Origin of the sequence: Micromonospora sp. CPCC 205561, assembly GCF_036906775.1 — a bacterium.
In the GTDB taxonomy this organism is placed as follows: domain Bacteria; phylum Actinomycetota; class Actinomycetes; order Mycobacteriales; family Micromonosporaceae; genus Micromonospora.
The window spans coordinates 1-24,754 of record NZ_JBAKHV010000070.1 but is presented as its reverse complement, the minus strand read 5'-3'; the positions used below and the strand labels follow the sequence as shown (position 1 = coordinate 24,754).

The following is a 24,754-nucleotide window of genomic DNA, read 5'->3' as shown; positions in this document are numbered from 1 at the left end:
GGCGCGGCCCGGCGGGAGGCGCGGCCCGGCGGGAGGCGCGGCCCGGCGGGAGGCGCGGCCCGGCGCCCCGCCGGGCCGTCCGGCGTCACAGCATCCGGCGCCGCTTCAGGTAGGCGACCAGGTCGTCGTAGACGCCCCCCTCGTTGGCGAACATCGCCACGTTGCGGGCGGTCGCCATCCACGGCCGGGTCGAGGGGCGGACGTCCTTCACCGCCCGCTCCAGGTCCCGCTGCTCGATCATCCGGACCTCGCCCGTGCGCACCGAGTCGGCCATCGCGAACTCCGCGGCCGTCTCGCAGAGGTGGGCCAGGTCGGCGCCCGAGTAGTCCTCGGTGGCCGCCACGACCTTCCGCAGGTCGATCCCCGCGATCGGCCGTTCCCGCAGGTGGTACTCCAGGATGGAGCGGCGCGCCTCGGCGTCGGGCGGCAGCACCAGCACCACCCGGTCGAGGCGGCCCGGCCGGCGTAGCGCCGGGTCGACGTCCCACGGCGTGTTGGTGGCGGCCAGCACGAAGACCCCCTCGTTGCTGCCCTCCATCCCGTCCAGCTCGGCCAGCAGCTGGTTGCCGAGCGTCCGCATCGAGCTGGAGCCGACCTGTGACCGCTTGTGCCCCAGCGCGTCGACCTCGTCGAGGAAGAGCACGCAGGGCGCGTTGCGGCGGGCCGCCTGGAACAGCTCGTGCAGGTTGCGCTCCGAGTTGCCCATCCACATGTCGAGCACGTCCACGATGGACAGGGAGATGAACTTCGCGCCCATCTCGCCGGCGACCGCCCGCGCCAGGAACGTCTTGCCGCAGCCGGGCGGGCCGTAGAGCATCAGCCCGCCGCGCAGGCTCTTGCCGTACATCCTGCGCAGTTCCGGATTGCGCAGCGGGCCGAGGAAGGCCAGCTCCAACCGCTCCTTGACCGCCGACATGCCGCCCACGTCGGCCAGCCGGACGCCGGAGGCCTCCACGTCGTACACCCGGTCCTCGTGCCCGGCCACCGGCTCGGGTTCGTCGCCGGAGCGGGCGAAGCGTGGCGGCACGACGTCGGCCAGTTCCCGCTCGTAGGCGGCGAGGGGATCCTGGTCGGCGGTCGCGGCGGCGCCGCCGGGGCCGGCCGGCGCCGGTCGCTGCGCCGGCGGTCGCGGGCCCGTCGGGGGCGGCGTCGGCGGCGCGGGTACGGCGCCGCCCAGCGCCCGCTGCATCAGCGCCTGCGCCTGCTCGTTTCCCGGGTCCCGGGCGAGGGCCTGCCCGACCTGCGCGATCGCCTCCCCGGCCCGGCCGGCGTCCAGCAGCAGCGAGGCGAGGTGGAGCCGCAGCGGCAGGTCGTCGGGGCGGGCGTCCAGTGCCGCCGAGAGGGACTCGATGAGGGGATCAGCGCTCATAGGACGAGCAGCGTAGTGCGCCCCGGACGCCGTCACCGCCCCGGATCGCCCGACGGGCGGTCACGCTGCGTATGTCCCCCGCTGACCGGTTGCGCGGTCCGTCGGACGTCCCCCGGGTATCGGCTTCCGGCCCTCGCCACGCACAGTAAGGTCAACCGGTGAAGCGCCCCGACCCCGCAGTCGCGTACGAAGAGGTGACCGGAGTGACCACCCCAGGCAGGACCCGCGTGGCGATCGTCTTCGGCGGCCGCAGCCCGGAGCACGGCATCTCCTGCGTCAGCGCGGGCAGCGTGCTCGGCGCCCTCGACCCCGACGAGTTCGAGGTGGTGCCGGTGGGCATCACCCGGGCCGGTCAGTGGGTGCTGACCGACGGCGACCCGGCCCTGTTGGCGATCGACGCGCGCCGGCTGCCGGAGATCACCGCCGAGTCCGGCACCGACATCGTGCTGCGCGCCGACCCGACCGGCAACGGGCTGATGGTGCTCGACCCCGCCGAGGGCCCCCGGGCGCTCGCCGACGTCGACGTGGTCTTCCCGGTGCTGCACGGCGCCTACGGCGAGGACGGCACCATCCAGGGCATGCTGGAGATGGCCGGCATCCCCTACGTCGGGGCGAACGTCTTCGCCTCCGCCGCCGCCATGGACAAGGAGTTCACCAAGAAGCTCTGTGCCGCCGAGGGCATCCCGGTGGGGCCGTACGCGGTGCTGCGCAACGGGATGACGCTGAGCGAGGCGGACAAGGAGCGGCTCGGCCTGCCGGTCTTCGTGAAGCCGTCGCGGGCCGGTTCGTCCTTCGGCATCAGCAAGGTCGACGACTGGGCGGACCTGGACGCGGCGGTGGCGACCGCCCGGCAGATCGACCCGAAGGTGCTCGTGGAGGGCGCGGTTGTCGGCCGCGAGATCGAGTGCGGCGTGCTGGAGGGGGAGGCCGGCGGCGCGCCGGAGGCCTCCGTGCTGGCCGAGGTCCGGGTCGTCGGTGACTACGACTTCTACGACTTCGAGGCGAAGTACATCGACTCCGAGTCCGCCTGCGAGTACGACATCCCCGCCGGCCTGCCCGAGCGGGTGACCCGCCAGGTCCAGGAGTACGCCGTCCGTGCCTTCACCGCGCTCGACTGCGCCGGCCTTGCCCGGGTCGACTTCTTCGTCACCCCGGAGCTGGACGTCTACCTCAACGAGATCAACACCATGCCGGGCTTCACCCCGACGTCGATGTTCCCCCGGATGTGGGCGGCGGCGGGGCTGGAGTACCCGAAGCTCGTCAACCGCCTCATCCGCACCGCCCTGCACCGCGGCGTCGGCCTGCACTGAGCCACCGCGGAGGCCCCTCCCCGGCGCATGAGGGGGGAGGGGCCTTCCCCGCCGACCGGCGGGCGCGGGGGGCGGGCAGGGCGCGCGGGCGGATCAGCGCCGGCAGCCGCTCGGCTTGTCGCCGTTGGAGGGCACCGAGGCCACGATGGTGTCCGAGACGGGGGCCACCCACTGCAGGCCCTGCCCGTAGGAGCGCGGCACCCGGACCGTCACGGCGGTCTCCCGGTCGAGCGTCGTGAGCACGGTGACGTCGGACTTCTCGACGGCGTACCAACAGACCTTGTTCACCGTCCAGACGTCGTCGGTGTCGCCCACGGCCGGCTCGGCCCCGCCGCAGGCGACGGTGACGGCCGGGTCGCCGTACGCGGCGTTCTGCTCCGGGCCGGCGGTGACCGGGCGCTGCACGAGGTCGTTGACCGTGGACGGCAGCTGGGAGAGCAGGGCCCGGCAGACCACGGTCGGCCGTTCGGCCAGCGCCGGCGCGGCCATCTCGACCGGCGCGGTGGACTGCGGCCCCGCGCTCGTGGCGGAGGCGCTCGGCGTGGCGGCCGGCTCGTCGGGGGAGAGCTGGGCGAAGGCGACGCCGCCCACCAGCACGGTGATCGGCAGGGCGATCAGCGTCGCGATCAGCGCCGCGCTCCGGGTCGTCCGGTCGCGGGTCGGCTGGGCGGGGGCCTCGGCCGTACGGTCGGAATCGGTCATGGCAGAGTCGGTCTTCTCGTCCATCTACAGGCGCACCACCGAACACGTGAGGGTGCGGGTGATGCCGGGCACCATCTGCACCTTGCTGACGATGAGTTTGCCGAGCTCGTCGACGGTGTTCGCCTCGGTGAGCACGACCACGTCGTAGGGCCCGGTGACGGCGTCGACCCGTACCACGCCGGCAAGGTCCGAGATGAGACCGGCCACGTCACGTGCCCGGCCGACCTCGGTCTGGATGAGGATGTACGCCTGTACCACGACTCGACCTCCGTCCGTCGCCGCCCTGGAGCGGCCCGAAGGGAGAAAGTACCTTACGGACCAGGTCTGATCCCTATCGGTGGTCAAGGAGAAGCGTTGAGCGAACACGGCGGAGGGCCGGCATGAGTGTGGCGGACGTCGGCGAGTTCGGCCTGATCGACCGGGTGACCGCCCGGTTGTCGTACGGATCGACCGTGCTGCTCGGTCCGGGCGACGACGCGGCGGTGGTGGCCGCCCCGGACGCCCGGGTGGTGGCCTCGACGGACGTGCTGGTGGAGGGGCGGCACTTCCGGCGGGACTGGTCCGGCGCGCGTGACGTCGGCCACCGGGCGGCGGCGGCGAACCTGGCCGACGTCGCCGCGATGGGGGCGCGCCCGACGGCGCTGCTGGTCGCGCTCTGCATGCCGCCGGAGCTGGAGATCGGGTGGGCCGAGGAACTCGCCGACGGGCTGGCCGCCGAGGCGGCGAAGGTGGGCGCGAGCGTGGTCGGCGGGGACATGTCGGCCAGCCCGACCTTGACGATCGCGGTCACCGCACTCGGCGACCTCGCCGGCCGGGCGCCGGTGACGCGCGCGGGTGCCCGGCCGGGGGACGTGCTGGCGCTGGCCGGACGGACCGGGTACGCGGCGGCCGGCCTGACCGTGCTCTCGCGGGGGTTCCGCACGCCCCGGCTGCTGGTGGAGGCGTACCGGCGGCCCGAGGTGCCCTACGAGGCGGGGCCGCACGCCGCCCGGCTCGGCGCCACCGCCATGATCGACGTCTCGGACGGGCTGCTCGCCGACGTCGGGCACGTCGCCAGGGCCAGCGGCGTCGCCGTCGACGTGCGCAGGGACGCCTTCGAGGTGCCCCCGCAGATGCGCGACGCGGCCCAGGCCCTCGGTGTCGACCCGTACACCTGGCTCCTCGCCGGTGGCGAGGACCACGCGCTGGCCGCGACCTTCCCGTCGGCGGTGGCGCTGCCGCCGCAGTGGCGGCCGGTCGGCCGGGTCACGGCGGGTTCGGGGGTCACGGTCGACGGCCGGCCGCACGACGGACCCGCAGGCTGGGACCACTTTCGGTAAGGCCCGCCAGGGGTCGTACCCTTTACCCGTGAGTGAGATCGAGATTCACGCCGAGCGCTTCGACTCGCCGGTCGCGCAGCGGCTGATCCGCGCCGCGCTGGCCGACCTCGGCGCGAGGTACGGCGGCAGCGGCGACGAGACCCCGGTCGACCCGGGCGAGTTCGAGCCGCCCGCGGGGGCCTTCCTCGTCGCCCACCTCGGCGGCGAGCCGGTCGGCTGCGGGGGCTGGCGCAGCCACGGCGACGAGGGTGACACCGCCGAGCTGAAGCGGATGTACACCGCCCCGGCCGCCCGGGGGCGGGGCGTGGCCCGGGCGGTGCTGGCGGCCGTGGAGCGCTCGGCCCGGGAGCAGGGGCGCAAGCGGGTCATCCTGGAGTGCGGCGACCGGCAGCCCGAGGCCATCGCCATGTACGCGGCGGCCGGCTACGAACGGATCCCGAACTTCGGCTTCTACCGGGACGCCCCGGGCTGCATCTCGTTCGGTCGCCCGCTCTGACCCGTCCCGCGCCGGGAGCCGTCCGGGCTTCCGGCGCCGGCCGGCCCGGGGCGAGCGGACGCGCCGGCGGACACGACAGTGCCGGCGGACCGCAGGGGCCCGCCGGCAGTGACGAGTGTGAAGGTCGGGGCCGCCGCGTCAGGCGCGGGTGACCTTGCCAGCCTTGATGCAGGAGGTGCAGACCTGGATCTTCTTGGTGTTGCCGCCACCGGCCGGGGTCCGCACCGACTGGATGTTCGGGTTCCAGCGGCGGTTGGTCCGCCGGTGCGAGTGGGACACGTTGTGGCCGAAGCCCGGTCCCTTGCCACAGACGTCGCACACGCTAGCCACGGGATACTCCTGGGATTGAAACGTTCATGAGGTCGCCGCCAGGCGCTGCCCGGGCAACCTGGTCAGGTTACCCGATGGACCGGGGCCCCGACCAACCGGCCCGGGCCGGGGGCCCCGGCGCCGGCGGGCGGGGGAGCGGCGGACCCCCGGGAACGGGTGCGCCAGGCGGACACGCCGGGGCACGTTCCGTCGAGCCCGGCGCGTGTCGGTGCGCGCCAGTAGGCTTCTCGCCGTGCTGGACACCCTCGACGCCGCCGCCGTGCGCCGTTGGTGCGCGGGCGGGCTGGCGGCGCTCAGGCGGCACCAGGGCGAGATCGACGACCTGAACGTCTACCCGGTGCCCGACGGCGACACCGGCACCAACATGGTGCTCACCCTCACCTCCGCCCAGCAGGCGCTGGCGATGGACCGCGGCACCCTCCCGGAGGACGGCCCCACCCCGCACGGGCACGCGCTGCGGCTGATGGCCAGGGGCGCGCTGCTGGGCGCGCGGGGCAATTCGGGGGTGATCCTGTCGCAGATCCTGCGCGGCTTCGCCGACGCCGCCGCCGCGGTGCCCGCCGTGCGGGGGCGCGCGCTGGCCACCGCCCTGCGCGACGCCACCGGGGCCGCCTACGCCGCCGTCGCCCGCCCCGTCGAGGGCACGCTGCTCAGCGTCGTCGCCGCGGCGGCCCAGGCGGCGGAGCGGGCGGACAGCGACGACCTGCGCGTGGTCGCCCGCGTGGCGGCGGGCGGGGCGGCGCGCGCGCTGGCCCGCACCCCCGAGCAGCTTCCGGCGCTGGCCCGCGCCGGCGTGGTGGACGCGGGCGGCCGGGGCCTCTGCGTATTGCTCGACGCGCTGGTGGAGGTCGTCACCGGGGAGAGCCCCGAGGGGCCGGCGCCCGCCCCGGGCCCGGTCCGCCCGCCGGCCGGCGCCGTGCCCCACACCGACCCGCAGGAGTACGCCTACGAGGTGCAGTACCTGCTCGACGCCGCCCCCGACGCGGTCGACACGTTGCGGCGCGAGCTGGCCGCGCTGGGCGACTCGCTGGTGATCGTCGGCGACGGGGCCGCCGGCACGGGCACCTGGAACGTGCACGTGCACGTCGACGACGTGGGCGCGGCGATCGAGGCGGGCGTGGTCGCCGGCCGGCCGCACCGTATCTCCGTGACCCGCTTCGCCGACCAGCCGGCCCGGCCCGCGGCCCCCGCCCCCGGTGAGCCGCACGGCCGGGCGGCGGTGGTGGTGGCCGCCGGGGCGGGCATCGCCGCGCTCTTCGCCGGCGAGGGAGCGACGGTCGTGCCCGGCAACCCCTCCACCGGCGAGCTGCTGGACGCGGTCCGCGCCACGGCGGCCGCCCGCGTGGTGGTGCTCCCGAACGACCCCGACACCCACGCGGTGGCGAGCGCCGCCGCCCGGGAGGCGCACGCGCTCGGCGTCAGGGTCAGCGTCGTGCCGACCCGCTCGCCGGTGCAGGCGCTCGCGGCGCTCGCCGTACGCGACCCGGGGCGGCGCTTCGAGGACGACGTCATCGCGATGGCCGAGGCGGCGGGCGCCTGCCGCTACGCCGAGGTCTGCTACGCCCGCCGCGAGGCGCTCACCGTCGCCGGCCCCTGCCGTCCCGGCGACGTGCTGGCGCTGGTCGAGGGGGAGGTGCACCTGATCGGGTCCGACCTGACCGACACCTGCGCCGCCGTGGTCGACCGGATGCTCGGCGGCGGCGGCGAGCTGGTCACGCTGCTCTCGGGGGCCGACGCACCCGACGGGCTGGCCGAGGCGGTCCGCGAGCACGTCGGGCGGCGCTGGCCGTTCGTCGAGGTGCAGGCGTACCAGGGCGGGCAGCCGCACTATCCGCTCCTGGTGGGGGTCGAATGACGACGTCCGAACCGTCCACGGTGGACACGCCGCTGAAGAAGCTGGTCGGCGAGAAGACCGCGAAGGCCCTGGCCGGGCAGCTCGACCTGCACACCGCCGGCGACCTGATCTACCACTTCCCGCGCCGCTACGACGAGCGCGGCGAGCACACCGACATCCGCTCGCTCGACGTCGGCGAGCAGGCCACCGTGCTGGCCCAGGTGCAGCGCACCGCCGTACGCCCGATGCGCCAGCGCCGGGGCAACCTGCTCGAGGTGACCGTCGGCGACGGCACCGGCGGCACCCTGACGCTGACGTTCTTCGGCAACCAGGCCTGGCGGGAGCGCGAGCTGCGTCCCGGCCGGTGGGGGCTCTTCGCCGGCAAGGTCACCGAGTTCCGCGGCCGACGCCAGCTCAACGGCCCGGAGTACGTCCTGCTCGGCGAGGGCGGCGACGGGGAGGTGGCGGCCAGCGAGGAGATCGAGGAGTTCGCCGGCGCGCTGATCCCGGTCTACCCGGCCGCGGCGGCGGTGCCCACCTGGGTGATCGCCCGCTGCGTCCGGGTGGTGCTCGACACCTTCACGCCACCGGAGGACCCGCTGCCCGCCACCGTGCGGGCGAGCCGCAACCTCGGCGGCATCGGCCCGGCGCTGCGGGAGATCCACCGACCGTCCAGCAAGGAGGCGCTCTACCGGGCCCGGCACCGGCTCAAGTGGGACGAGGCGTTCGCCGTGCAGCTCACCCTGGTGCAGCGCAAGCACCGGGCCGCCGCCTACCCGGCCCGGCCCCGCCCGGCGCCCCCCGGCGGCCTGCTCGACGCGTTCGACGCCCGGCTGCCCTACGAGCTGACGCCCGGCCAGCGCGACGTGGGTGTGGAGATCGCGGCGGACCTGGCGACCGCCCACCCGATGCACCGGCTGCTCCAGGGCGAGGTGGGCTCCGGCAAGACGGTGGTCGCGCTGCGCGCGATGCTCCAGGTTGTCGACGCGGGCGGGCAGGCCGCGCTGCTGGCCCCGACCGAGGTGCTCGCCGCGCAGCACCACCGGGGCATCCTCGACCTGCTCGGCCCCCTGGGTCGGGCCGGCGAGCTGGGCGCCGCCGAGGGCGCCACCCGGGTCGAGCTGGTCACCGGCTCGCTCGGCGCGGCGGCCCGCCGGCGCGCGCTGGCCGAGGTCGCCAGCGGCGCCGCCGGCATCGTGCTCGGCACCCACGCCCTGCTCTACGAGGGCGTCGACTTCGCCGACCTCGGCCTGGTGGTGGTCGACGAGCAGCACCGGTTCGGCGTCGAGCAGCGCGACGCGCTGCGCGCGAAGGCCGAGCAGCCGCCGCACGTGCTGGTGATGACGGCCACCCCGATCCCGCGCACGGTGGCGATGACCGTCTACGGCGACCTGGAGACCTCCACCCTCTCCCAGCTGCCGCAGGGCCGGTCGCCGATCGCCTCGCACGTCGTCCCGGCCGCCGAGAAGCCGGCCTTCCTGGACCGGGCCTGGCGCCGGCTGCGCGAGGAGGTGGCCGCCGGCCATCAGGCGTACGTGGTCTGCCCGCGCATCGGCGACGGCCCGGCGAGCGAGGAGGAGCCGCCGCCGGAGGACGACAACGGGCGCCGGCCCCCGATGGCGGTCACCGAGGTGGCGCCGCTGCTCGCCGAGGGGCCCCTGCACGGCCTGCGCATCGGCGTGCTGCACGGTCGGCTGCCGGCCGACGAGAAGGACGCGGTGATGCGTTCCTTCGCCGCCGGCGACGTCGACGTGCTGGTCGCCACGACCGTGGTCGAGGTGGGCGTCAACGTGCCGAACGCGACCGTGATGATCGTGCTCGACGCGGACCGGTTCGGCGTCTCCCAGCTGCACCAGCTGCGCGGCCGGGTCGGCCGGGGCTCCGCCGCCGGGCTCTGCCTGCTGGTGACCGAGGCGATGGAGGGCACGCCGGCGCGGGAGCGGCTGGACGCGGTGGCCTCCACCACCGACGGCTTCAAACTGGCCGAACTGGATCTGGAGCAGCGCCGGGAGGGCGACGTGCTGGGGGCCACCCAGTCGGGTCGCCGTTCGCACCTGCGGCTGCTCTCGCTGCTGCGCGACGCCGACCTGATCCGCGACGCCCGGGCCGAGGCGATCGCCCTGGTGGAGGAGGATCCGGAGCTGGCCCGGCACCCGGCGCTGGCCGCCTCGGTGGCGGCCCTGGTCGACGAGGAACGCGCGGAGTACCTGGAGAAGGGCTGACGCCGGGCGGGCCGTCCGGCTCGGCCGTCGGGCCGAGCGGGCGCACCGGCGCGACGGCGCCGGCCCCGGAGAAGGGCCGAGGGCGCGCCGACCCTTCGGTCGGCGCGCCCTCAGCGGTCAGTCCGGTTCGGCTCAGGCGGTGAAGCGCACCCGACGCCGGCGGGCGATGACGAAGAGCACCGCGCCCAGGGCGAGCAGGGCGATCGCGCCGGCGGCGATGCCGCCGGCCGCCGCGCCGGTGACCGGCAGGCCGCCACCCTGGCCGCCCTCGTCGCAGCCGCCCTTGGGGGCGGTCCACTTGATCGGCTTCTCCGACTCCAGGTCACCGGTGACGGCGACGCTGAGCCCTGCGGAGGCCGGGAACGTCACGGTCTTCGTGCTGCCCGGCTCGAAGGTCACGGTCTTCGGCTCGCCGGTGCTCGGGGTGAAGGTGGAGGTGAGGCTGATGCCGTTCGCCGGGTTGACCACCTTGAGGGTCAGCTCCTCGCAGGTGGTGGCGTACGAGGTGGTCGGCTCGCCGACCTCCGGCTGCTGGCAGTCCTCGGGCTGCTTCCAGCCGCCCTTCCAGGTCTCCATGCCCTCGGCCGCGACGGTGATCTCCTTGGCCTGCGCGTCGGTCAGCTTGAGCTTCTCGAACTTGCCCGCCGCGACGGTGACCTTCTCGGCGAACTCGCCGCTGCCGGTGACGGCGAAGACCGCCGACACGTTGCCCCGGTTGACCAGCGTGAGCCGCGCGGTGCCGTCGCACTCGTACGTGACCTCGACGGCCGGCTCGGCCGCGCAGGTGCCCTCGCCGCCGTTGTACCAGGCGGCCGGGCCCTCGGAGCGGGAGCCGATGCCGGAGGAGCTGCCGACCTTGCGGTTGTCGTAGCGCTTGCCGCCCTCGACCAGCGGGTCGATGATCTCGCTGCCGAAGACGAAGTCGACCTGGGTGAAGCAGGTCGGTACGGCGACCTTGAACTCCAGCTTGGCGACGGTGCCGATCTCGCCGTCCGGCACGGACGTGAAGGCCTTAACCGACTTGTCGAACAGGTACTGCGGGACGGCGAACTTCGCCGACGGCGCCACGTACGACACCAGTGCGAAGTCCTGCTTCTCACCCTCGCAGAGCGGGCCGTTGGTGAGCGTGATCGACGCCTCGCCCTTCGGCCCGTCGAACGTGTGGGTGTAGCGGGCGTCGGCGGCGCTGACGCAGGCGGGCCCTCCGGAGGAGGGCGAGCCGGTCGGCTGGGGGGTGGCGGTCACGCTCGCCGAGGCCGAGGGCGACGGGTTGGTGGCGATCGCCGGCGACGAGACCGCGAACGCCGTGAGGAGACCGGCCAGGGCGGCGGCTGCCACGGTGAGCGGTCGCCGTGGCGACAGCGGGGGACGGATCACGCGTACTCCCGGGGGGTGTGAGGAAGCGTCAGGGATCGGCGCGGAAGGGGCGGTCGGGCGGGCTCTTTGGCCGAGCGCGCGGGCGATGCGGGCGCCCTCTCGTGCCGTCGGGCCGGCGGGCGACCCGCCGGCACCGGCAGACCCTAGCGAGATCGCCGCGCGGGGCACAGCGCTCAGCAGGGGCCGAGGTAGTTGTTATGAATGCGAGATCATCGATACACACTCAGTGATCACGCGGCGCGGTCTCAGGTACGTACCGTGTCGGCGCCGCCCGCCGTCGCGTCGCGTAGCGTCGGGTCCATGAGCAGGAGGAGACGGTGACCCGGATCGTGGCCGGGGCGCTCGGCGGGCGTCGGATCGTCGCGCCGCCCGGCGCCGGGACCCGGCCCACGTCCGACCGGGTGCGGGAGGCGTTGTTCAGCGCCGTGCAGGCCGAGGTCGACCTGGCGGGGTCGCGCTTCGCCGACCTCTACGCCGGCTCCGGCGCGGTCGGCCTGGAGGCGCTCTCCCGGGGCGCCGCGCACGTGCTGCTGGTGGAGTCGGACGCCCGGGCGGCCCGGGTGATCCGGGAGAACGTGGCGGCGCTGCGGGCGGGCCCGGCCGCCCGGCTGGTCACCGGCAGGGTCGGCACGGTGCTGGCGGGTGGCCCGGACGGCGACCCGTTCGACGTCGTCTTCGCCGACCCGCCCTACGCGGCGCCGGACGCGGAGATCACCGCGATGCTGGCGGCCCTGCGCGACAACGGCTGGCTGGCCCCGGACGCCCTGGTGGTGGTGGAGCGTTCCACCCGCACCGGCCCGGTCGCCTGGGTCGAGGGCGTCACCGGCGAGCGCAGCCGCCGGTACGGCGAGACCACCCTTTGGTACGGTCGCCGATCATGAGACGTGCGGTGTGTCCCGGCTCGTTCGATCCGGTCACCAACGGGCACCTCGACATCGTCGGCCGGGCGAGCCGGCTGTTCGACGAGGTGATCGTGGGCGTGCTGGTGAACCAGTCGAAGAGCGGCCTGTTCACCGTCGAGGAGCGGATCGACATGCTCCGCGAGGTGACCGCCTCCTACGAGAACGTCCGGGTCGAGTCGTTCCGCGGCCTGCTGGTCGACTTCTGCCGGGCGCAGCAGGCGAGCGTGCTGATCAAGGGCCTGCGGGCGGTCAGCGACTTCGACTACGAGCTGCAGATGGCGCAGATGAACATCGGCCTGGCCGGCGTCGAGACGCTGTTCATGCCGACCAACCCGCTCTACTCGTTCCTCTCCTCCAGCCTGGTGAAGGACGTGGCGAAGTGGGGCGGCGACATCTCCGCGCACGTCCCCGACCGGGTCCGCGAGGAGTTGCGGGCCCGCCTCGCCCCGCCGCCCCGCGACTGACCTCCACCGCGTCCGACCGCCGCGTCGCCGCTCCGCCGGCCGGCCTCCGGCGGCCCGCCCGCCGTGCCGGGTCGGCTCCGGCCGCCCGGCCCGTGGCGGGCGTCGACGTGCCCGTCCCCTCCCGCCGCGCGGACGACGGGCGGGTCCGGCGGGCGCCCCGCGCCGGCGGCGTCGCGCCACGTCGCACGCGACGCGCCGGGCCGGGGGGAGCGGCGCGGTGTGGTCGGGGCGCGACATGATGGGTGAAGCGGGAAACCGGCCGCAGCCCGCATCATGTAGGTCGGCCCGACGAACGACAGGAGTGAGGTACCGGTGGACCCGCTCGATCGCATCGACGAACTGATCACCATGGTGGAGCAGGCGCGCTCCGTCCCGATGTCGCGCAACAACTGCATGGTCGACCGGGGCGAGTTCATCGCGATCCTCGACGAGATGCGCGCCGAACTCCCCGCCGACCTGCGCCGGGCCGCCGCGCTGCTGGAGGAGCGGGACAAGATCATGGAGGCCGGCAAGCGGGAGGCCGACCGGATCATCAGCGAGGGTGAGGCGGAACACGCCCGGCTGGTCTCGGTGAACGAGATCACGGTCTCCGCCGAGCACGAGGGCGCGCGGATCATCGCGGAGGCCCGGGCCGAGGCGCAGCGCCTGCGCGAGGAGGTCGACGACTACGTCGACACCGCGCTGGCCAACTTCGAGCAGTTCCTCACCCGGGCGCTGGCCTCGATCGAGCGCGGCCGGGACAAGATGCACGCGCTGCGCGAGATCGGCACCTTCGGTGGGGACGAGGCGGAACGCCCGCTACCCTTCTGAGCGGCACCTCACCAGCCGACAGACGGGGCGGGCGTCGCCCCCGGTTCGACGGTCCGGCGGTCGTCCAGGTAACCTTTTTTGTCGGCCTCTCACCGGCCGGAGTCTGACTATGCCCAAACACACGCCATCGACACTCAACCCCAGGTCGCCGCTGGTCCTCGACACGAGGGAGCTGCCGCGCCGACCTGGTGCGTTGCGTACGGTCAAGCGGGTGTCCCCGGCACCGGCGGACCTCGGTGGGGAGATGATCAGCGTGCCGGAGGGCGCGGACCTCGACCTCGATCTGAGGTTGGAGTCGGTGTCCGAGGGCGTGCTCGTCTCGGGGACCGTCAGCGGTCCCGTCCGGGGCGAGTGCGGTCGCTGCCTACGCGAGATCGACGACTCGCTGACCGTGCGGATCCAGGAGCTGTACGCGTACGAGAACAGCACCACGGACACCACGACCGACGAGGACGAGGTGGGCCGGATGCAGGGCGACCTGATCGACCTGGAGCCGGCGCTGCGGGACGCGGTGGTGCTCGCACTGCCGACCAACCCGCTCTGCCGGGAGGACTGCCCAGGCCTGTGCCCCGACTGCGGGGTGCACTGGGACGATCTGCCGGCCGACCACAGTCACGAGCAGATCGACCCGCGTTGGGCGGGCCTGTCGCAACTGAACCGTAAAGAGGAGTAGGAACCGTGGCCGTCCCCAAGCGCAAGATGTCGCGCAGCAACACCCGCGCCCGCCGGGCGAACTGGAAGGCGACCGTGGTCGCGACCGTGGCCTGCCCGCAGTGCAAGTCCGCCAAGCTGCCGCACGCCGCCTGCTCCGTCTGCGGCACCTACAACGGCCGCCAGGTCCTCGAGGTCTGACCTGGACGCCGAGTGACGCCCCCGACCGCTGGTCGGGCGGCGCGCGCACCCTGGCAGTCGCCCGGTGCCCCGGCTCCCTCCGACGCCGGCCGGCCTGTTCCGGCCGGCGTTCCGGTGGAGTCGGGCACCGCGCGGATCGCCGTTGACCTCCTCGGCGGGGACGACGCTCCCGCCGTCGTGGTTGACGGCGCTCTGCGAGCCGTGCGCGCCGACCCGGACCTGCACCTGCTGCTCGTCGGTCCGGCCGAGGCCGCCGGCGTGCTGATCCGCGCCCTCGACCCGGCGCAGCGCGCCCGGGTCGCCGTCCGGCCGGTCCGCACCGTCGTCGGCATGGCCGACCACCCCGTGGCCGCCCGCGCCGACAGCACCGTCCGCGCCGCCGTGCACGCCGTGCGCGACGGCCTCGCCGACGCGCTCGTCTCCGCGGGCTCGACCGGCGCCACCGTGACCGCCGTCGCGCTCGGGCTGGGCCGCTGGCCGGGCGTACGCCGTCCCGCGCTGGTCGCCACCCTGCCGGCCGTCGCCGGTCCGGTCGTCCTGCTCGACGTCGGCGGCTCGCTGGAGCCGCGTCCGGCCACCCTGGCCCGCCACGCGGTGCTCGGTGCCGCCTACGCGGCGGTGGCGCACGCCGTCGAGGCCCCCCGCGTGGGGCTGCTGTCGGTGGGCACCGAGGCCGGCAAGGGCGACCGTGCCCGCCGGCTCGCCGACCCCGTCCTCGCCGCCGCGTCGCTGCCCTGCGCCGGCCGCTACGTCGGTCTCGTCGAGGGGTACGACGTCTCGCTCGGCGCGCGCGCCGATGTGGTGGTCACCGACGGGTTCACCGGTAACGTGCTGCTCAAGGCGATCGAGGGCGCGTACGCGATGGCCGGTGGGCCCCCGCCCGGCGGTGGCGCGCCGCGGGCGGCCGCCCTGCTCGGGGTGGCGGGGACGGTGGTGGTCTGCCACGGTGCCGCCCGGGGCGAGGACGTCGCCTCCGGCATCGCGCTGGCCGCCCATCTCTGGCGGCGCCGGGCCGCCGACCAGGTCCGCGCGTTGCTCGACGGCGTCGAGGCGGGCGCCCGTGAGGAAAGCACCGACCGCACCATCGACACCGAGGTACCCACATCATGAGCAACGACAAGCGGCGGCGGGCGTCCGTCGGTCACCTGGAATCCGCGTTCGGCATCAGCCTGGACCCGGAGCTGCTGGAGCGCGCGCTGACCCACCGCTCGTACGCGTACGAGAACGGGGGCCTGCCCACGAACGAGCGGCTGGAGTTCCTGGGCGACTCGGTGCTCGGTGTGGTGATCACCACCGCGCTCTTCCACAACCACCCCGACCTGCCCGAGGGGCAGCTGGCCAAGCTGCGCGCCAGCGTGGTCAACATGCGGGCCCTCGCCGACGTGGCCCGCGGCCTCGGCCCGGACGGCCTCGGCGCCTACCTGCTGCTCGGCAAGGGCGAGGAGACCACCGGCGGCCGGGACAAGGCGAGCATCCTCGCCGACACCCTGGAGGCGCTGCTCGGCGCGATCTACCTCCAGTACGGGCTGGACACCGCGGCGATAGTCATCCACCGGCTCTTCGACCCGTTGATGGCCGAGTCGGCCGGGCGGGGCGCGGCGCTGGACTGGAAGACCAGCCTCCAGGAGCTGACCGCGGCGCTCGGTCTCGGCGTGCCCGAGTACCGCATCGAGGGCACCGGACCGGACCACCTCAAGACCTTCACCGCCTGGGTGGTGGTCGCCGGCAACCGTTACGGCGGGGCCGACGGGCGGAGCAAGAAGGAGGCCGAGCAGCGGGCCGCGGAGGCGGCCTGGCGGACGCTCACCGAGCAGGCGGAGCGGGAGCGGGCGGCGCGGGCGGCGGTCGAGGAGGCCACCGCGGGGGCCGAGGACGCGACCGCGGGAGCCGAGGCGGGCCTGGGGCGTGCCTGAGCTGCCAGAGGTCGAGACGGTCCGGCAAGGGCTGGCCCGGTGGGTCACCGGCCGGCGGATCTCCACCGTCGAGGTGCGCCACCCCCGCGCGGTGCGCCGGCATTCGCCCGGCGGCGGGCACTTCGCCGACGTGCTGGCCGGGCGTACGGTGCTCGACGCGCGCCGGCGCGGCAAGTACCTGTGGCTGCCGCTGGACAGCGGCGACGCGGTGATCGGGCACCTCGGCATGTCGGGCCAGCTGTTGGTGCAGCCGGCCGACGCGCCCGACGAGACGCACCTGCGGGTCCGCTTCCGCTTCAGCGACGAGGGTCCCGAGCTGCGCTTCGTCGACCAGCGCACGTTCGGCGGGCTGGCGGTCTCCGCCGGTGGAGCGGAGCTGCCGGCGGAGATCGCGCACATCGCGCGGGACCCGATGGACCCCCAGTTCTCCGACGCGGCGTTCGTCGCCGCCCTGCGCCGGCGGCGTACGGAGGTCAAGCGGGCGCTGCTGGACCAGACGCTCATCTCCGGGGTGGGGAACATCTACGCCGACGAGGCCCTGTGGCGGGCGAGACTGCACGGGGCGCGCCCCACCGACGCACTGACGGGGCCGGCCGCGCTGCGGCTGCTGGGCCACGTCCGGGACGTCCTCGGCGAGGCGATCAGCGAGGGTGGCACCAGCTTCGACGCCCTCTACGTCAACGTCAACGGGGAGAGCGGCTACTTCGACCGCGCGCTGAACGTCTACGGCCGGGAGGGGCTGCCGTGCCGCCGCTGCGGCGCCCCCGTCCGCCGGGAGGCGTTCATGAACCGTTCGTCCTACAGCTGCCCGCGCTGCCAGCCCCGCCCTCGGGGATCCCTTCGGGGTTGACCCCGAGCGGCGTCCGGGTCGCCCGCGGCGCGTCGGCCAGGCCGCTCCGGGAAGGTCCTCCCCGGACGGTCCGTTTCGGCCCGCCTCGCCGACCGGGCCGCCAGCGGGGGCGCGCGCACCGGCTCGGGGCCCGGCCAGGGCCGTTCCCTGATGCTCCCGGGTCCGTCCGGCCCATAGCGTCGAGCCGTCGACACGGCTGACGTGACAGGGGGAACCGCGATGGGGTCGAGACCGGTGACGGTGCGGTTGGCGCGGTGGAGCGCGGAGCACCCGTGGCGGGCCATCGCGCTGTGGGTGGTGTTCGTGGCGGTCTGCTTCGTCGGCGGCAGCGCCGCCGGCCTCAACGAGGCCACGGACGCCGACCAGGCCATCGGCGAGTCGGGCCGGGCGGGACTGATCGTGGACGCCGGCGGGTTCGACGACCCGGCCGTGGAGAACGTCCTGATCACGCCGCGCGGCGGCACGCTCGACCCCGCCGCCGCGAAGGCGGCGGCCGACGACGCGGCGACCCGGCTGCGCTCGGTGACCGGTGTCGCCTCGGTCGGCGAGCCGGTCACCGCCGGGGACGGCTCCGCGCTGCTGCTGCCCGTCACGATGGCCGGCGACCCGGAGACCGCCTCGGAGCGGGTGGGGCCGCTGCGGGACGCCACCGCGGGGGTGCAGGACGGGCACCCGGGGCTGCGCGTCGAGCAGGTCGGCGGGCCGTCGATCAGCAAGGCGCTGGACGACACGCTCGGCGCCGACTTCAAGCGCGCCGAGCTGCTCAGCCTGCCGGTCACCCTGGCCATCCTGATCATCGCGTTCGGGGCGCTGATCGCCGCCGGCGTGCCGGTGCTGCTGGCGCTCTCCTCGGTCGCCGCCGCGATGGGTCTCTCCACCCTCGCCTCCCACCTGGTGCCGGCGACCGACACGACGGCCAGCGTGATCCTGCTGATCGGCATGGCGGTCGGGGTCGACTACTCGCTGTTCTACGTGCGGCGCGAGCGGGAGGAACGGGCGCGGGGACGCTCCGGCCTGGACGCGGTGGAGATCGCGGCCGAGACGTCCGGCCACGCCGTCGTGGTCTCCGGCTTCGCCGTGATCATCTCGATGGCCGGGCTGCTGCTCGCGGGCGACGTGGTCTTCTCCTCCCTCGCGGTGGGCTCGATCCTGGTGGTCGCGGTGGCCGTGACCGGCTCGCTGACCGTGCTGCCGGCCCTGCTGGCCAAGCTCGGCCGCTGGGTCGACCGGCCCCGGGTGCCGCTGCTGTGGCGGCTCACCGCTCCGCGTACCGGGCGGCACGGCGAGCCGGTCGCGCCCCGCTTCTGGCCGGCCGTGCTGCGGCCCGCGCTGCGGGCGCCCGTGGCCACCCTGGTGATCTCGGTCGGGCTGCTGCTCGTCCTGGCCGCGCCCGCGCTGGGCATGAAGCTGAAGTTCCCCGGCATGGAGGACCTGCCCCGCAGCACGCCCGCCATGCAGGCGTACGACCGGCTGACCGCCGCGTTCCCGAGCAACGGCACCAGCCACACCGTGGCGGTCCGGGCGCCGGCCGCCGAGGCGGAGCGGGTCGGGGCGGCCCTGACCGAACTGGCCGGCCGGGCCTCGGCCGACCCGCTCTTCGCGCCCACCGAGGCGGGCGGCCCGAAGATCGAGGTGTCCGCCGACCGGCGGGTGTCGGTGCTGGAGGTGGCCACCCCCTACGCCAGCCGCACCGACGAGGCGGTCCGCTCGCTGGAACGGCTGCGCGCCGATCTCGTCCCGGCCGCGCTCGGCGGGGTGCCCGGTGTGGAGTACGCGGTCGGCGGCGGCGTCGCCGCCAGCGAGGACTACGCCCGGCACGTCTGGTCGAAGCTGCCCGTCGTGATCGGCTTCGTGCTGGTGTTGACGTTCCTGGTGATGGTGCTGACCTTCCGCTCGGTGGTGATCGCGCTCAGCTCGATCCTGCTGAACCTGCTCTCCGCCGGCGCCGCGTACGGGCTGCTGGTGCTGGTCTTCCAGGGCGAGTGGGCCGAGGGACTGCTGGGCTTCACGTCGATGGGCGCGATCGTCACCTGGCTGCCGCTCTTCCTCTTCGTGGTGCTCTTCGGACTGTCCATGGACTACCACGTCTTCGTGGTCAGCCGGATCCGCGAGGGCGTCCGGGCCGGCATGTCGAACCGGGACGCGGTGGCGTACGGCATCACCTCGTCGGCGGGCGTGGTGACCAGCGCGGCGATCGTGATGGTCGGCGTCTTCGCGATCTTCGCCAGCCTGAGCACGATCGACATGAAGCAGCTCGGCGTGGGGCTGGCGGCGGCGATCCTGCTGGACGCCACGATCATCCGCGCGGTGGTGCTGCCGGCGCTGATGACCATGCTGGGGGACGCGAACTGGTGGGCGCCGCGGTTCCTGCGGGCCCGCCCCGCCCCGGCGCCGGCGGACCCGCCGGCGCCGGCCCCGGAGCTGGTCGGCTCCCGCTGACGGACCCGCCCGGGGGCCGGGCCGCGCCGCGGCCCGACCCCCGCCGCGCGGGCGGGGGCCGCTGGCGGCGGGTCAGGGCACCGGGCAGGGGAGCCGCCACGCGTCCAGCTCGCGTTCCTTGCGGATCGAGGAGAGGCCGTAGCCGACCGTGGTGACGCAGAAGTCCGTGGTGGAGCCGGCGTACTCGACGTGGAACACCGGCTTGCCCGCCTCGACGAACGGCAGCAGCCTGGCGCACTGCGCCAGCCGTACGCACTCCTCGTTGACGGCGAAGTCGAAGTCCGGGGCGAGGGCCTCCACCTGCGCCACGTCGTTGACCAGGCCGGGGGAGAGGCCCAGCGAGCGGGCCAGCTCCGCGAGCCGGCGGTTGAACCGCAGCTGGTCGTCGAAGCCCAGCGGGAAACCGGAGCGGTGGGCGTACCCGTCGGCGTCGGCCAGCGCGACGGCCCCGAAGCCCTTGCCCCGGCAGAGCCGGAACCGGTCGGCCAGCACCGGGCGCAGGACCTCCCACTGCCGTACGTCGAGCCACCGGCCCTGCGGACGGCGGGACGCGGTGCCCCGCACGGCGGCGGGGAAGCGGTCCGCGTCCGGGTCGGTCGGCAGCACGGAGCCGACGTGCACCTGGCAGACCAGCCGGCGGTCGCGGGAGCGCAGCTCGGTGGTCTGGGCGGCGGTGGTGGCGACCGGGTCGAGCAGGAAGACGTCGGCGTCGACGGTCGGGTCCAGCACGCCGCTGAGCTGCCACTGCCACTGCCACCGACCGGTCGACGCCGTCGGCCAGGTGGTCGGGGCGCCCGGCGGGGTGAGCTCCACCCGGCAGCCGGAGCCCACCGCCAGCAGCGCGACCGCGACACCCGCCGGCAGGGCCGCGCGCAGGCCCCGCCCGACGGCGCGCGTACGGGGCCGGATCCGCATCGGCAGCTCCCGGGTCGCGGGCGGTCCACACCGCCCGAGGCGGGTACGCCGCGTCGGCGTACCTCACCCGGTCAAACGAGCCCGGCCCCGGCGACGACTCGCGTTCAGCGCGGCGCGGCGAAGACCTGCGTCCAGTACGGCCCGTTGCTGCTCGCCACGCCGACGCCGATCTCGGTGAAGGCGCAGTTCAGGATGTTGGCCCGGTGGCCGGAGCTGTTCATCCAGGCGTCCATGACGGCGGCCGGCGTCTGCTGGTTCCAGGCGACGTTCTCGCCGTAGGTGCGCCAGGAGTAACCGACCCGGTCCAGCCGGTCCCCGACGTCGCTGCCGTCGCTGCCGGTGTGCGACATTTTCCGGTGGTCGGCCTGGTCCTGGCTGTGCCGCTGGGCCGCGGTGGTCAGCTTGTCGTCGACGCTCAGCGCGCCGCAGCCGGCCTTGGCCCGCTCGGCGTTGACGAGGTTGACCACCTCGCGGGCCGGGCCGCTGACGCCGGCGCTCCCGACCGGGGCCTTCGTCCCGCCGCCGGCGGGGGGCGTGCTCCGCTCGGTGTGGCGCCGGGAGGGCGCGGTGGAACGCGACGGCGTGGGCCTGGCGGTCCGGGTGGCCGAGGGGGTGGGCTTCGCGGTGGTCGGCGCGGCGCTCGGGGTGGTCGGGGCCGGGTCGCCGGGCGTCTGCTCGGCTGCCGGCGGCACCGGGGCGGCGGCCGTGTCGACGGCGGCGGAGGGGTCGGTCTCCGGCCCGTCGCCGATCAACGCGACCGCGCCGACGCCGAGGCTGACCACCAGCGTGGCGGCCATGGCGGCGCCGCCGATCAGCGCGGGGCGCGACAGCCGGCGGCGGGAGCGGTGCCGACCCTCGGCGATGACCGGGGCGGGCTCGGCGCTCCGGCCGTCGCCCGGCTCGGTCCGCCGGTCCGCGGCGGGCCCGGGCTGCCAACCCGCGGACGGCTCGGCGGGCCCGGGTCGCCAACCCGTGGCCGGCTCGGCGGGAGCGGCCCGCCGGGCGGGGGGCGGCGGGGCGGGCTCGGGCTGCCAGCGCGCGGTCGGCCGGTCCCGGTGCCACTCGTCCTCGGGCCGGTCCGGGTCGTCACCGAACAGGTACGCCGACCTCGGTTCCGGGCGGTCGGTCAGCCAGGCCGGCGGCTGCTCGTCGAACGGCTGCTCGGGGCGCCGGGGGGCGTCGTCCGGATGGTTCGGGTCGGTCCAGCCGTACACGCCTCTGCCTCCACGGGGTCGGTTGCGGGCCGGGGTGACGCTACGTGGCGGGCGCGAGCAGCGGCAACGCGGCTAAGAAAGAGTTAAGGGGAGGTGGGCGGCGGGGGAGGGACTTCCGGGGATCCGGGGCGTAGAGTGAGGGCGTCCGGACAGTGTGTGTCCGCGCCTTGTGGCAGCCCCCCGACAAGTGGACAGGTCGACGTGGAAATGATCTACGGCCTGCGAGAACTTGACGAAGGAGGGGGTGTCGGCTCAATATGTAGGTGTCGCCAGTCGCGCCCGGTCATGCCCAGAATCGTCTGGGGTGACAGCCGCGTACACCTGGGCGCGCGTTGGCCGGCCTTTCCGGCAGCGCATATCAAGGAGTCATCATGGCTAAGGCCCTGTACGGCCACGTAGGCGCAGCGCCCGATCGGCGTCTGCTCGACGAGGTCACCCGACTGCGTTCCACGGTTCGGGCTCTGGAGTTCGAGATCACGCGGCTGCGTGCCGAGAACGATCGGCTCGCGGCGGCTGCGGCGGAGGCGGACGATCTGCTCCGTCTGGCCGAGCCCGCGCTGACCTGATCTCCGAAACGCAAAACTGAATAGCATCACGCAAAAAGCGCGCCGACACTTCTGTGCCGGCGCGCAGCTCTGTCCGCACCCGTCGCGCCGGTCGCGATCCGCGATCTGACCCGCCCCGGCACCGCGCGCGGGCGAGCGGTCCGGTGCGGCCCGGCCCGACGCCGCGAGGGCCGGACCGGGCGGGACCCGCCGACGGGCCGGCGCACCGACCCGGCCCCGGGCGGTCACCAGGGCGGGTCGAGTGCCCGACGTTCCCCGGTCCCGGGTTACTCTGCGGGTTCACCAAGCTCCGCGCAGCCGGCGACGGTACGGCGGCCACCGGACGAGGATCGAGAAGGTGCATCTCAAGAGCCTGACGGTGCGGGGCTTCAAGTCCTTCGCCTCCGCGACGACGCTGAAGCTGGAGCCCGGGATCACCTGCGTGGTCGGCCCGAACGGCTCCGGCAAGTCCAACGTCGTCGACGCGATCGCCTGGGTCCTCGGCGAACAGGGCGCGAAGGCGCTGCGCGGCGGCAAGATGGAGGACGTCATCTTCGCCGGCACCGCCGGCCGGGCCCCGCTGGGCCGGGCAGAGGTGACCCTCACCATCGACAACACCGACGGCGCCCTGCCGATCGAGTACACCGAGGTGTCGATCACCCGCCGGATGTTCCGCTCCGGCGAGAGCGAGTACGAGATCAACGGCGACTCCTGCCGGCTGCTCGACATCCAGGAGCTGCTGTCGGACTCCGGCATCGGCCGGGAGATGCACATCATCGTCGGCCAGGGGCGGCTCGACGGGATGCTGCACGCCAAGCCGGAGGACCGGCGCGCGTTCATCGAGGAGGCGGCCGGCGTCCTCAAGCACCGCAAGCGCAAGGAGAAGGCGCTGCGGAAGCTCGACGCGATGCAGACCAACCTCAACCGGCTCACCGACCTCACCGCCGAGCTGCGCCGCCAGCTCAAGCCGCTGGGACGGCAGGCGGAGGTGGCCCGCCGCGCCGCCGCCATCCAGGCGAACCTGCGCGACGCCCGGCTGCGGCTGCTCGCCGACGACCTGGCCACCCTGCGCGCCACCCTGGACCGGGAGATCGCCGACGAGACGGCGGTACGCGAGCGGCGCGTGCAGGTCGAGGCCGAGCACACCGAGGTGCAGGCGCGGCTGGCCGAGCTGGAGGCGGCCCTCGCCGAGGACGCGCCGCTGCTGGCCGCCGCCCAGGACACCTGGTACAAGCTCTCCGCGCTGTCCGAGCGGTTCCGCTCCATCGAGCAGCTCGCCCGGGAGCGGCTGCGGCACCTCAGCGCCGTCGGGGACGACGAGCGTCCCGGCCGCGATCCCGACCAGCTGGAGGCCGAGGCCGAGCGGATCCGTGAGCAGGAGGAGGAGCTGCGCGCCGCGCTCACCGACGACCAGATCCGGCTGGCCGAGGCCGTCGAGCACCGCCAGGAGCTGGAACGGCAGCTCGCCGCGGCGGAGCGCGAGCTGGTGGCCGCGGCCAAGGCGATCGCCGACCGGCGGGAGGGGCTGGCCCGGCTGACCGGCCAGGTCAACTCCGCCCGGGCCCGCACGACCAGCGCCGGCGAGGAGATCGAACGCCTCGCCGTCGCGCACGCCGACGCGCTGGCCCGGGCCGAGCAGGCGCAGGCCGAGCTCGACGCGGTCGCCGAGCAGTCCACCGAGGCGGACCGGGACAACGCCGACCTCGACGCCCGGCACGCCGAGGCGGTCGCCGTCCAGGAACGGGCGCAGGCCACCGTGCGGTCGCTGACCGACGCCGAGCGCGCGGCGGAGAAGGACGCCGCCACCTGGAAGGCCCGGGAGGAGGCGCTCGCCCTCGGCCTGCGCCGCAAGGACGGTGCGGGGGCGCTGCTGGCCCGCGCCGGCGAGGTCCCGGGCCTGCTCGGCAGCCTGGCCGGGCTGCTCACCGTCGCCCCCGGGCAGGAGGCTGCGCTCGCCGCCGCGCTGGGCGGGCTCGCCGACGCCGTCGCCGTCAGCGGCGTCGACGAGGCCGTCGAGGCCATGCGGCTGCTGAAGATCTCCGACGCCGGCCGCGCCGGCCTGCTGGTCGGCAGCCCCGCCGGCCCCGGCATGGACGGCCCCGCCGACGCGTTGCGTCCGAAGCTGCCCGACACCGCCCGCTGGGCGCCCGACCTGGTGGAGTGCTCGCCGCAGATCCGGCCGGCGGTGCACCGGGCACTGCGCGACGTGGTGCTGGTCGACGATCTCGCCGCGGCGGCCGAGGTCGTCGCCGGCAACCCGGAGCTGCGCGCGGTCACCCCGGACGGGGACGTCGTGGGCGCGTACGCGGCGGCCGGCGGGTCGGCCAAGGCGCCCAGCTTCATCGAGGTGCAGGCGGCCGTCGAGGAGGCCCGGTCCAACCGGCTCGCCGCCGAGCGGAGCGGCGCGGAGCTGCGCGAGCAGCTGACCGACGCCCGCGCCGAGGTGGCCGCGGCCAAGGAGGCGGTGCAGCACGCCGCCGCCGCCAGGCGGGAGGCGGAGAGCCACCGCAACGCCGCCGCCCGCCGCCTGGCCGAGCTGGGCGCGGCGGCCCGCTCGGCGAAGGCCGAGACCGACCGGCTCGGCGAGTCCCGTTCCCGGGCGGAGGCGGCCCGGGAACGGGACCTGCTGACCCTGGCCGAGCTGGAGGAGCGGCTGCGGCTGGCCGAGGAGACCCCGGTCGACGCGGAACCCTCCAGCGAGGAACGCGACCAGCTCGCCGCGATGGTGCCGCAGGCGCGGCAGAACGAGATGGAGGTCCGGCTCGCGGTGCGTACCGCCGAGGAGCGGGTCTCCTCGATCGCCGGCCGCGCGGACTCGCTGCGCCGGCAGGCCACGGCCGAGCGGGCCGCGCGCGAACGCGCCGCGGCGCGGCGGGCGGCGCGGGCCCGGG

The 24,754-nt window shown here is 75.1% G+C and carries 22 protein-coding genes and 1 pseudogene; 16 read left to right on the top strand and 7 right to left on the bottom strand.

What is annotated here, in order from left to right; all coding sequences use genetic code 11:
• Positions 1–85 precede the first annotated feature (85 nt).
• Positions 86–1,369 carry an ATP-binding protein gene (locus V6V16_RS25185; RefSeq protein ID WP_334565903.1) on the bottom strand — a complete coding sequence of 428 codons (1,284 nt, stop codon included), beginning with the start codon at positions 1,367–1,369 and terminating at the stop codon, positions 86–88.
• A gap of 203 nt (positions 1,370–1,572) precedes the next feature.
• Between V6V16_RS25185 and V6V16_RS25180 the strand changes: the two genes are divergently transcribed.
• Positions 1,573–2,679, top strand: coding sequence for a D-alanine--D-alanine ligase family protein (locus V6V16_RS25180; RefSeq protein ID WP_334565906.1), 1,107 nt, complete (start codon positions 1,573–1,575; stop codon positions 2,677–2,679).
• Between the two features lie 93 nt (positions 2,680–2,772).
• On the opposite strand, the gene V6V16_RS25175 is transcribed toward V6V16_RS25180, so the two are convergent.
• Both V6V16_RS25175 and V6V16_RS25170 read right to left on the bottom strand, forming a co-directional pair.
• On the bottom strand, positions 2,773–3,381 hold the full coding sequence (locus tag V6V16_RS25175) for a DUF3515 family protein (RefSeq protein WP_334565901.1): 609 nt from the start codon (positions 3,379–3,381) through the stop codon (positions 2,773–2,775).
• Between the two features lie 24 nt (positions 3,382–3,405).
• Positions 3,406–3,639 (bottom strand): Lrp/AsnC ligand binding domain-containing protein, encoded by a 234-nt coding sequence (locus V6V16_RS25170; protein ID WP_089001579.1) that lies wholly within the window; start codon positions 3,637–3,639, stop codon positions 3,406–3,408.
• Positions 3,640–3,761: 122 nt separating this feature from the next.
• On the opposite strand from V6V16_RS25170, the gene V6V16_RS25165 reads away from it, so the two are divergent.
• Together V6V16_RS25165 and V6V16_RS25160 are read left to right on the top strand one after the other, a co-directional pair.
• Positions 3,762–4,700: a thiamine-phosphate kinase gene (locus tag V6V16_RS25165; protein WP_334565900.1), complete on the top strand. Its 939-nt coding sequence runs from the start codon at positions 3,762–3,764 to the stop codon at positions 4,698–4,700.
• Positions 4,701–4,728: 28 nt separating this feature from the next.
• Positions 4,729–5,196, top strand: a complete 468-nt coding sequence (locus V6V16_RS25160; protein WP_334565898.1) for a GNAT family N-acetyltransferase — start codon at positions 4,729–4,731, stop codon at positions 5,194–5,196.
• Between the two features lie 138 nt (positions 5,197–5,334).
• Here the strand turns inward: V6V16_RS25160 and rpmB are convergent, their stop codons facing one another.
• Entirely contained in the window at positions 5,335–5,526 is a 192-nt protein-coding gene (rpmB, locus tag V6V16_RS25155; RefSeq protein ID WP_334565896.1) for a 50S ribosomal protein L28, read from the bottom strand.
• Positions 5,527–5,758: 232 nt separating this feature from the next.
• On the opposite strand from rpmB, the gene V6V16_RS25150 reads away from it, so the two are divergent.
• Positions 5,759–7,381, top strand: coding sequence for a DAK2 domain-containing protein (locus tag V6V16_RS25150; RefSeq protein WP_334565893.1), 1,623 nt, complete (start codon positions 5,759–5,761; stop codon positions 7,379–7,381).
• Positions 7,378–9,582, top strand: a complete 2,205-nt coding sequence (gene recG / locus V6V16_RS25145) for an ATP-dependent DNA helicase RecG (RefSeq protein ID WP_334565890.1) — start codon at positions 7,378–7,380, stop codon at positions 9,580–9,582. Before V6V16_RS25150 ends, recG begins: the two co-directional genes overlap by 4 nt.
• Positions 9,583–9,714: 132 nt before the next feature.
• On the opposite strand, the gene V6V16_RS25140 is transcribed toward recG, so the two are convergent.
• Positions 9,715–10,959 carry a hypothetical protein gene (locus V6V16_RS25140; protein WP_334565887.1) on the bottom strand — a complete coding sequence of 415 codons (1,245 nt, stop codon included), beginning with the start codon at positions 10,957–10,959 and terminating at the stop codon, positions 9,715–9,717.
• Positions 10,960–11,267: 308 nt separating this feature from the next.
• On the opposite strand from V6V16_RS25140, the pseudogene rsmD reads away from it, so the two are divergent.
• The 9 genes and pseudogenes from rsmD to V6V16_RS25095 all read left to right on the top strand — a co-directional run.
• Positions 11,268–11,840, top strand: a pseudogene (gene rsmD / locus V6V16_RS25135) (16S rRNA (guanine(966)-N(2))-methyltransferase RsmD); the annotation flags it as partial.
• Positions 11,837–12,325 (top strand): pantetheine-phosphate adenylyltransferase, encoded by a 489-nt coding sequence (gene coaD, locus V6V16_RS25130; protein ID WP_334565885.1) that lies wholly within the window; start codon positions 11,837–11,839, stop codon positions 12,323–12,325. The pseudogene rsmD and the gene coaD, both read left to right, overlap by 4 nt.
• A 312-nt stretch (positions 12,326–12,637) precedes the next feature.
• Positions 12,638–13,135 (top strand): hypothetical protein, encoded by a 498-nt coding sequence (locus V6V16_RS25125; protein ID WP_334565883.1) that lies wholly within the window; start codon positions 12,638–12,640, stop codon positions 13,133–13,135.
• A gap of 109 nt (positions 13,136–13,244) precedes the next feature.
• Complete coding sequence (locus V6V16_RS25120) at positions 13,245–13,808, top strand: YceD family protein (RefSeq protein WP_334565881.1); 564 nt, start codon at positions 13,245–13,247, stop codon at positions 13,806–13,808.
• Between the two features lie 5 nt (positions 13,809–13,813).
• Positions 13,814–13,987, top strand: a complete 174-nt coding sequence (gene rpmF / locus V6V16_RS25115) for a 50S ribosomal protein L32 (RefSeq protein WP_018786309.1) — start codon at positions 13,814–13,816, stop codon at positions 13,985–13,987.
• 114 nt (positions 13,988–14,101) lie between these two features.
• A complete protein-coding gene (locus V6V16_RS25110) occupies positions 14,102–15,097 on the top strand; it encodes a phosphate acyltransferase PlsX (protein WP_334565876.1) in 996 nt (331 codons plus the stop codon).
• Positions 15,094–15,900, top strand: a complete 807-nt coding sequence (gene rnc / locus V6V16_RS25105) for a ribonuclease III (protein WP_334565873.1) — start codon at positions 15,094–15,096, stop codon at positions 15,898–15,900. Before V6V16_RS25110 ends, rnc begins: the two co-directional genes overlap by 4 nt.
• A complete protein-coding gene (gene mutM, locus V6V16_RS25100) occupies positions 15,893–16,750 on the top strand; it encodes a bifunctional DNA-formamidopyrimidine glycosylase/DNA-(apurinic or apyrimidinic site) lyase (RefSeq protein ID WP_334565871.1) in 858 nt (285 codons plus the stop codon). The genes rnc and mutM overlap by 8 nt, the downstream gene beginning before the upstream one ends.
• Before the next feature lie 219 nt (positions 16,751–16,969).
• Entirely contained in the window at positions 16,970–19,189 is a 2,220-nt protein-coding gene (locus tag V6V16_RS25095) for an MMPL family transporter (protein WP_334565869.1), read from the top strand.
• Between the two features lie 72 nt (positions 19,190–19,261).
• Here V6V16_RS25095 and V6V16_RS25090 read toward each other — a convergent pair whose 3' ends face one another.
• On the bottom strand, positions 19,262–20,104 hold the full coding sequence (locus V6V16_RS25090) for an endo alpha-1,4 polygalactosaminidase (RefSeq protein ID WP_334565868.1): 843 nt from the start codon (positions 20,102–20,104) through the stop codon (positions 19,262–19,264).
• Between the two features lie 104 nt (positions 20,105–20,208).
• The gene (locus tag V6V16_RS25085; protein ID WP_334565867.1) at positions 20,209–21,318 is read right to left on the bottom strand and encodes a CAP domain-containing protein; all 1,110 of its coding nucleotides are present in this window, start codon (positions 21,316–21,318) and stop codon (positions 20,209–20,211) included.
• 371 nt (positions 21,319–21,689) lie between these two features.
• Between V6V16_RS25085 and V6V16_RS25080 the strand changes: the two genes are divergently transcribed.
• The gene (locus V6V16_RS25080; RefSeq protein WP_334565865.1) at positions 21,690–21,884 is read left to right on the top strand and encodes a hypothetical protein; all 195 of its coding nucleotides are present in this window, start codon (positions 21,690–21,692) and stop codon (positions 21,882–21,884) included.
• A 337-nt stretch (positions 21,885–22,221) separates the two neighbouring features.
• Positions 22,222–24,754: chromosome segregation protein SMC (gene smc, locus V6V16_RS25075; RefSeq protein ID WP_334565862.1), on the top strand; the 2,533-nt coding region annotated here is incomplete at its 3' end.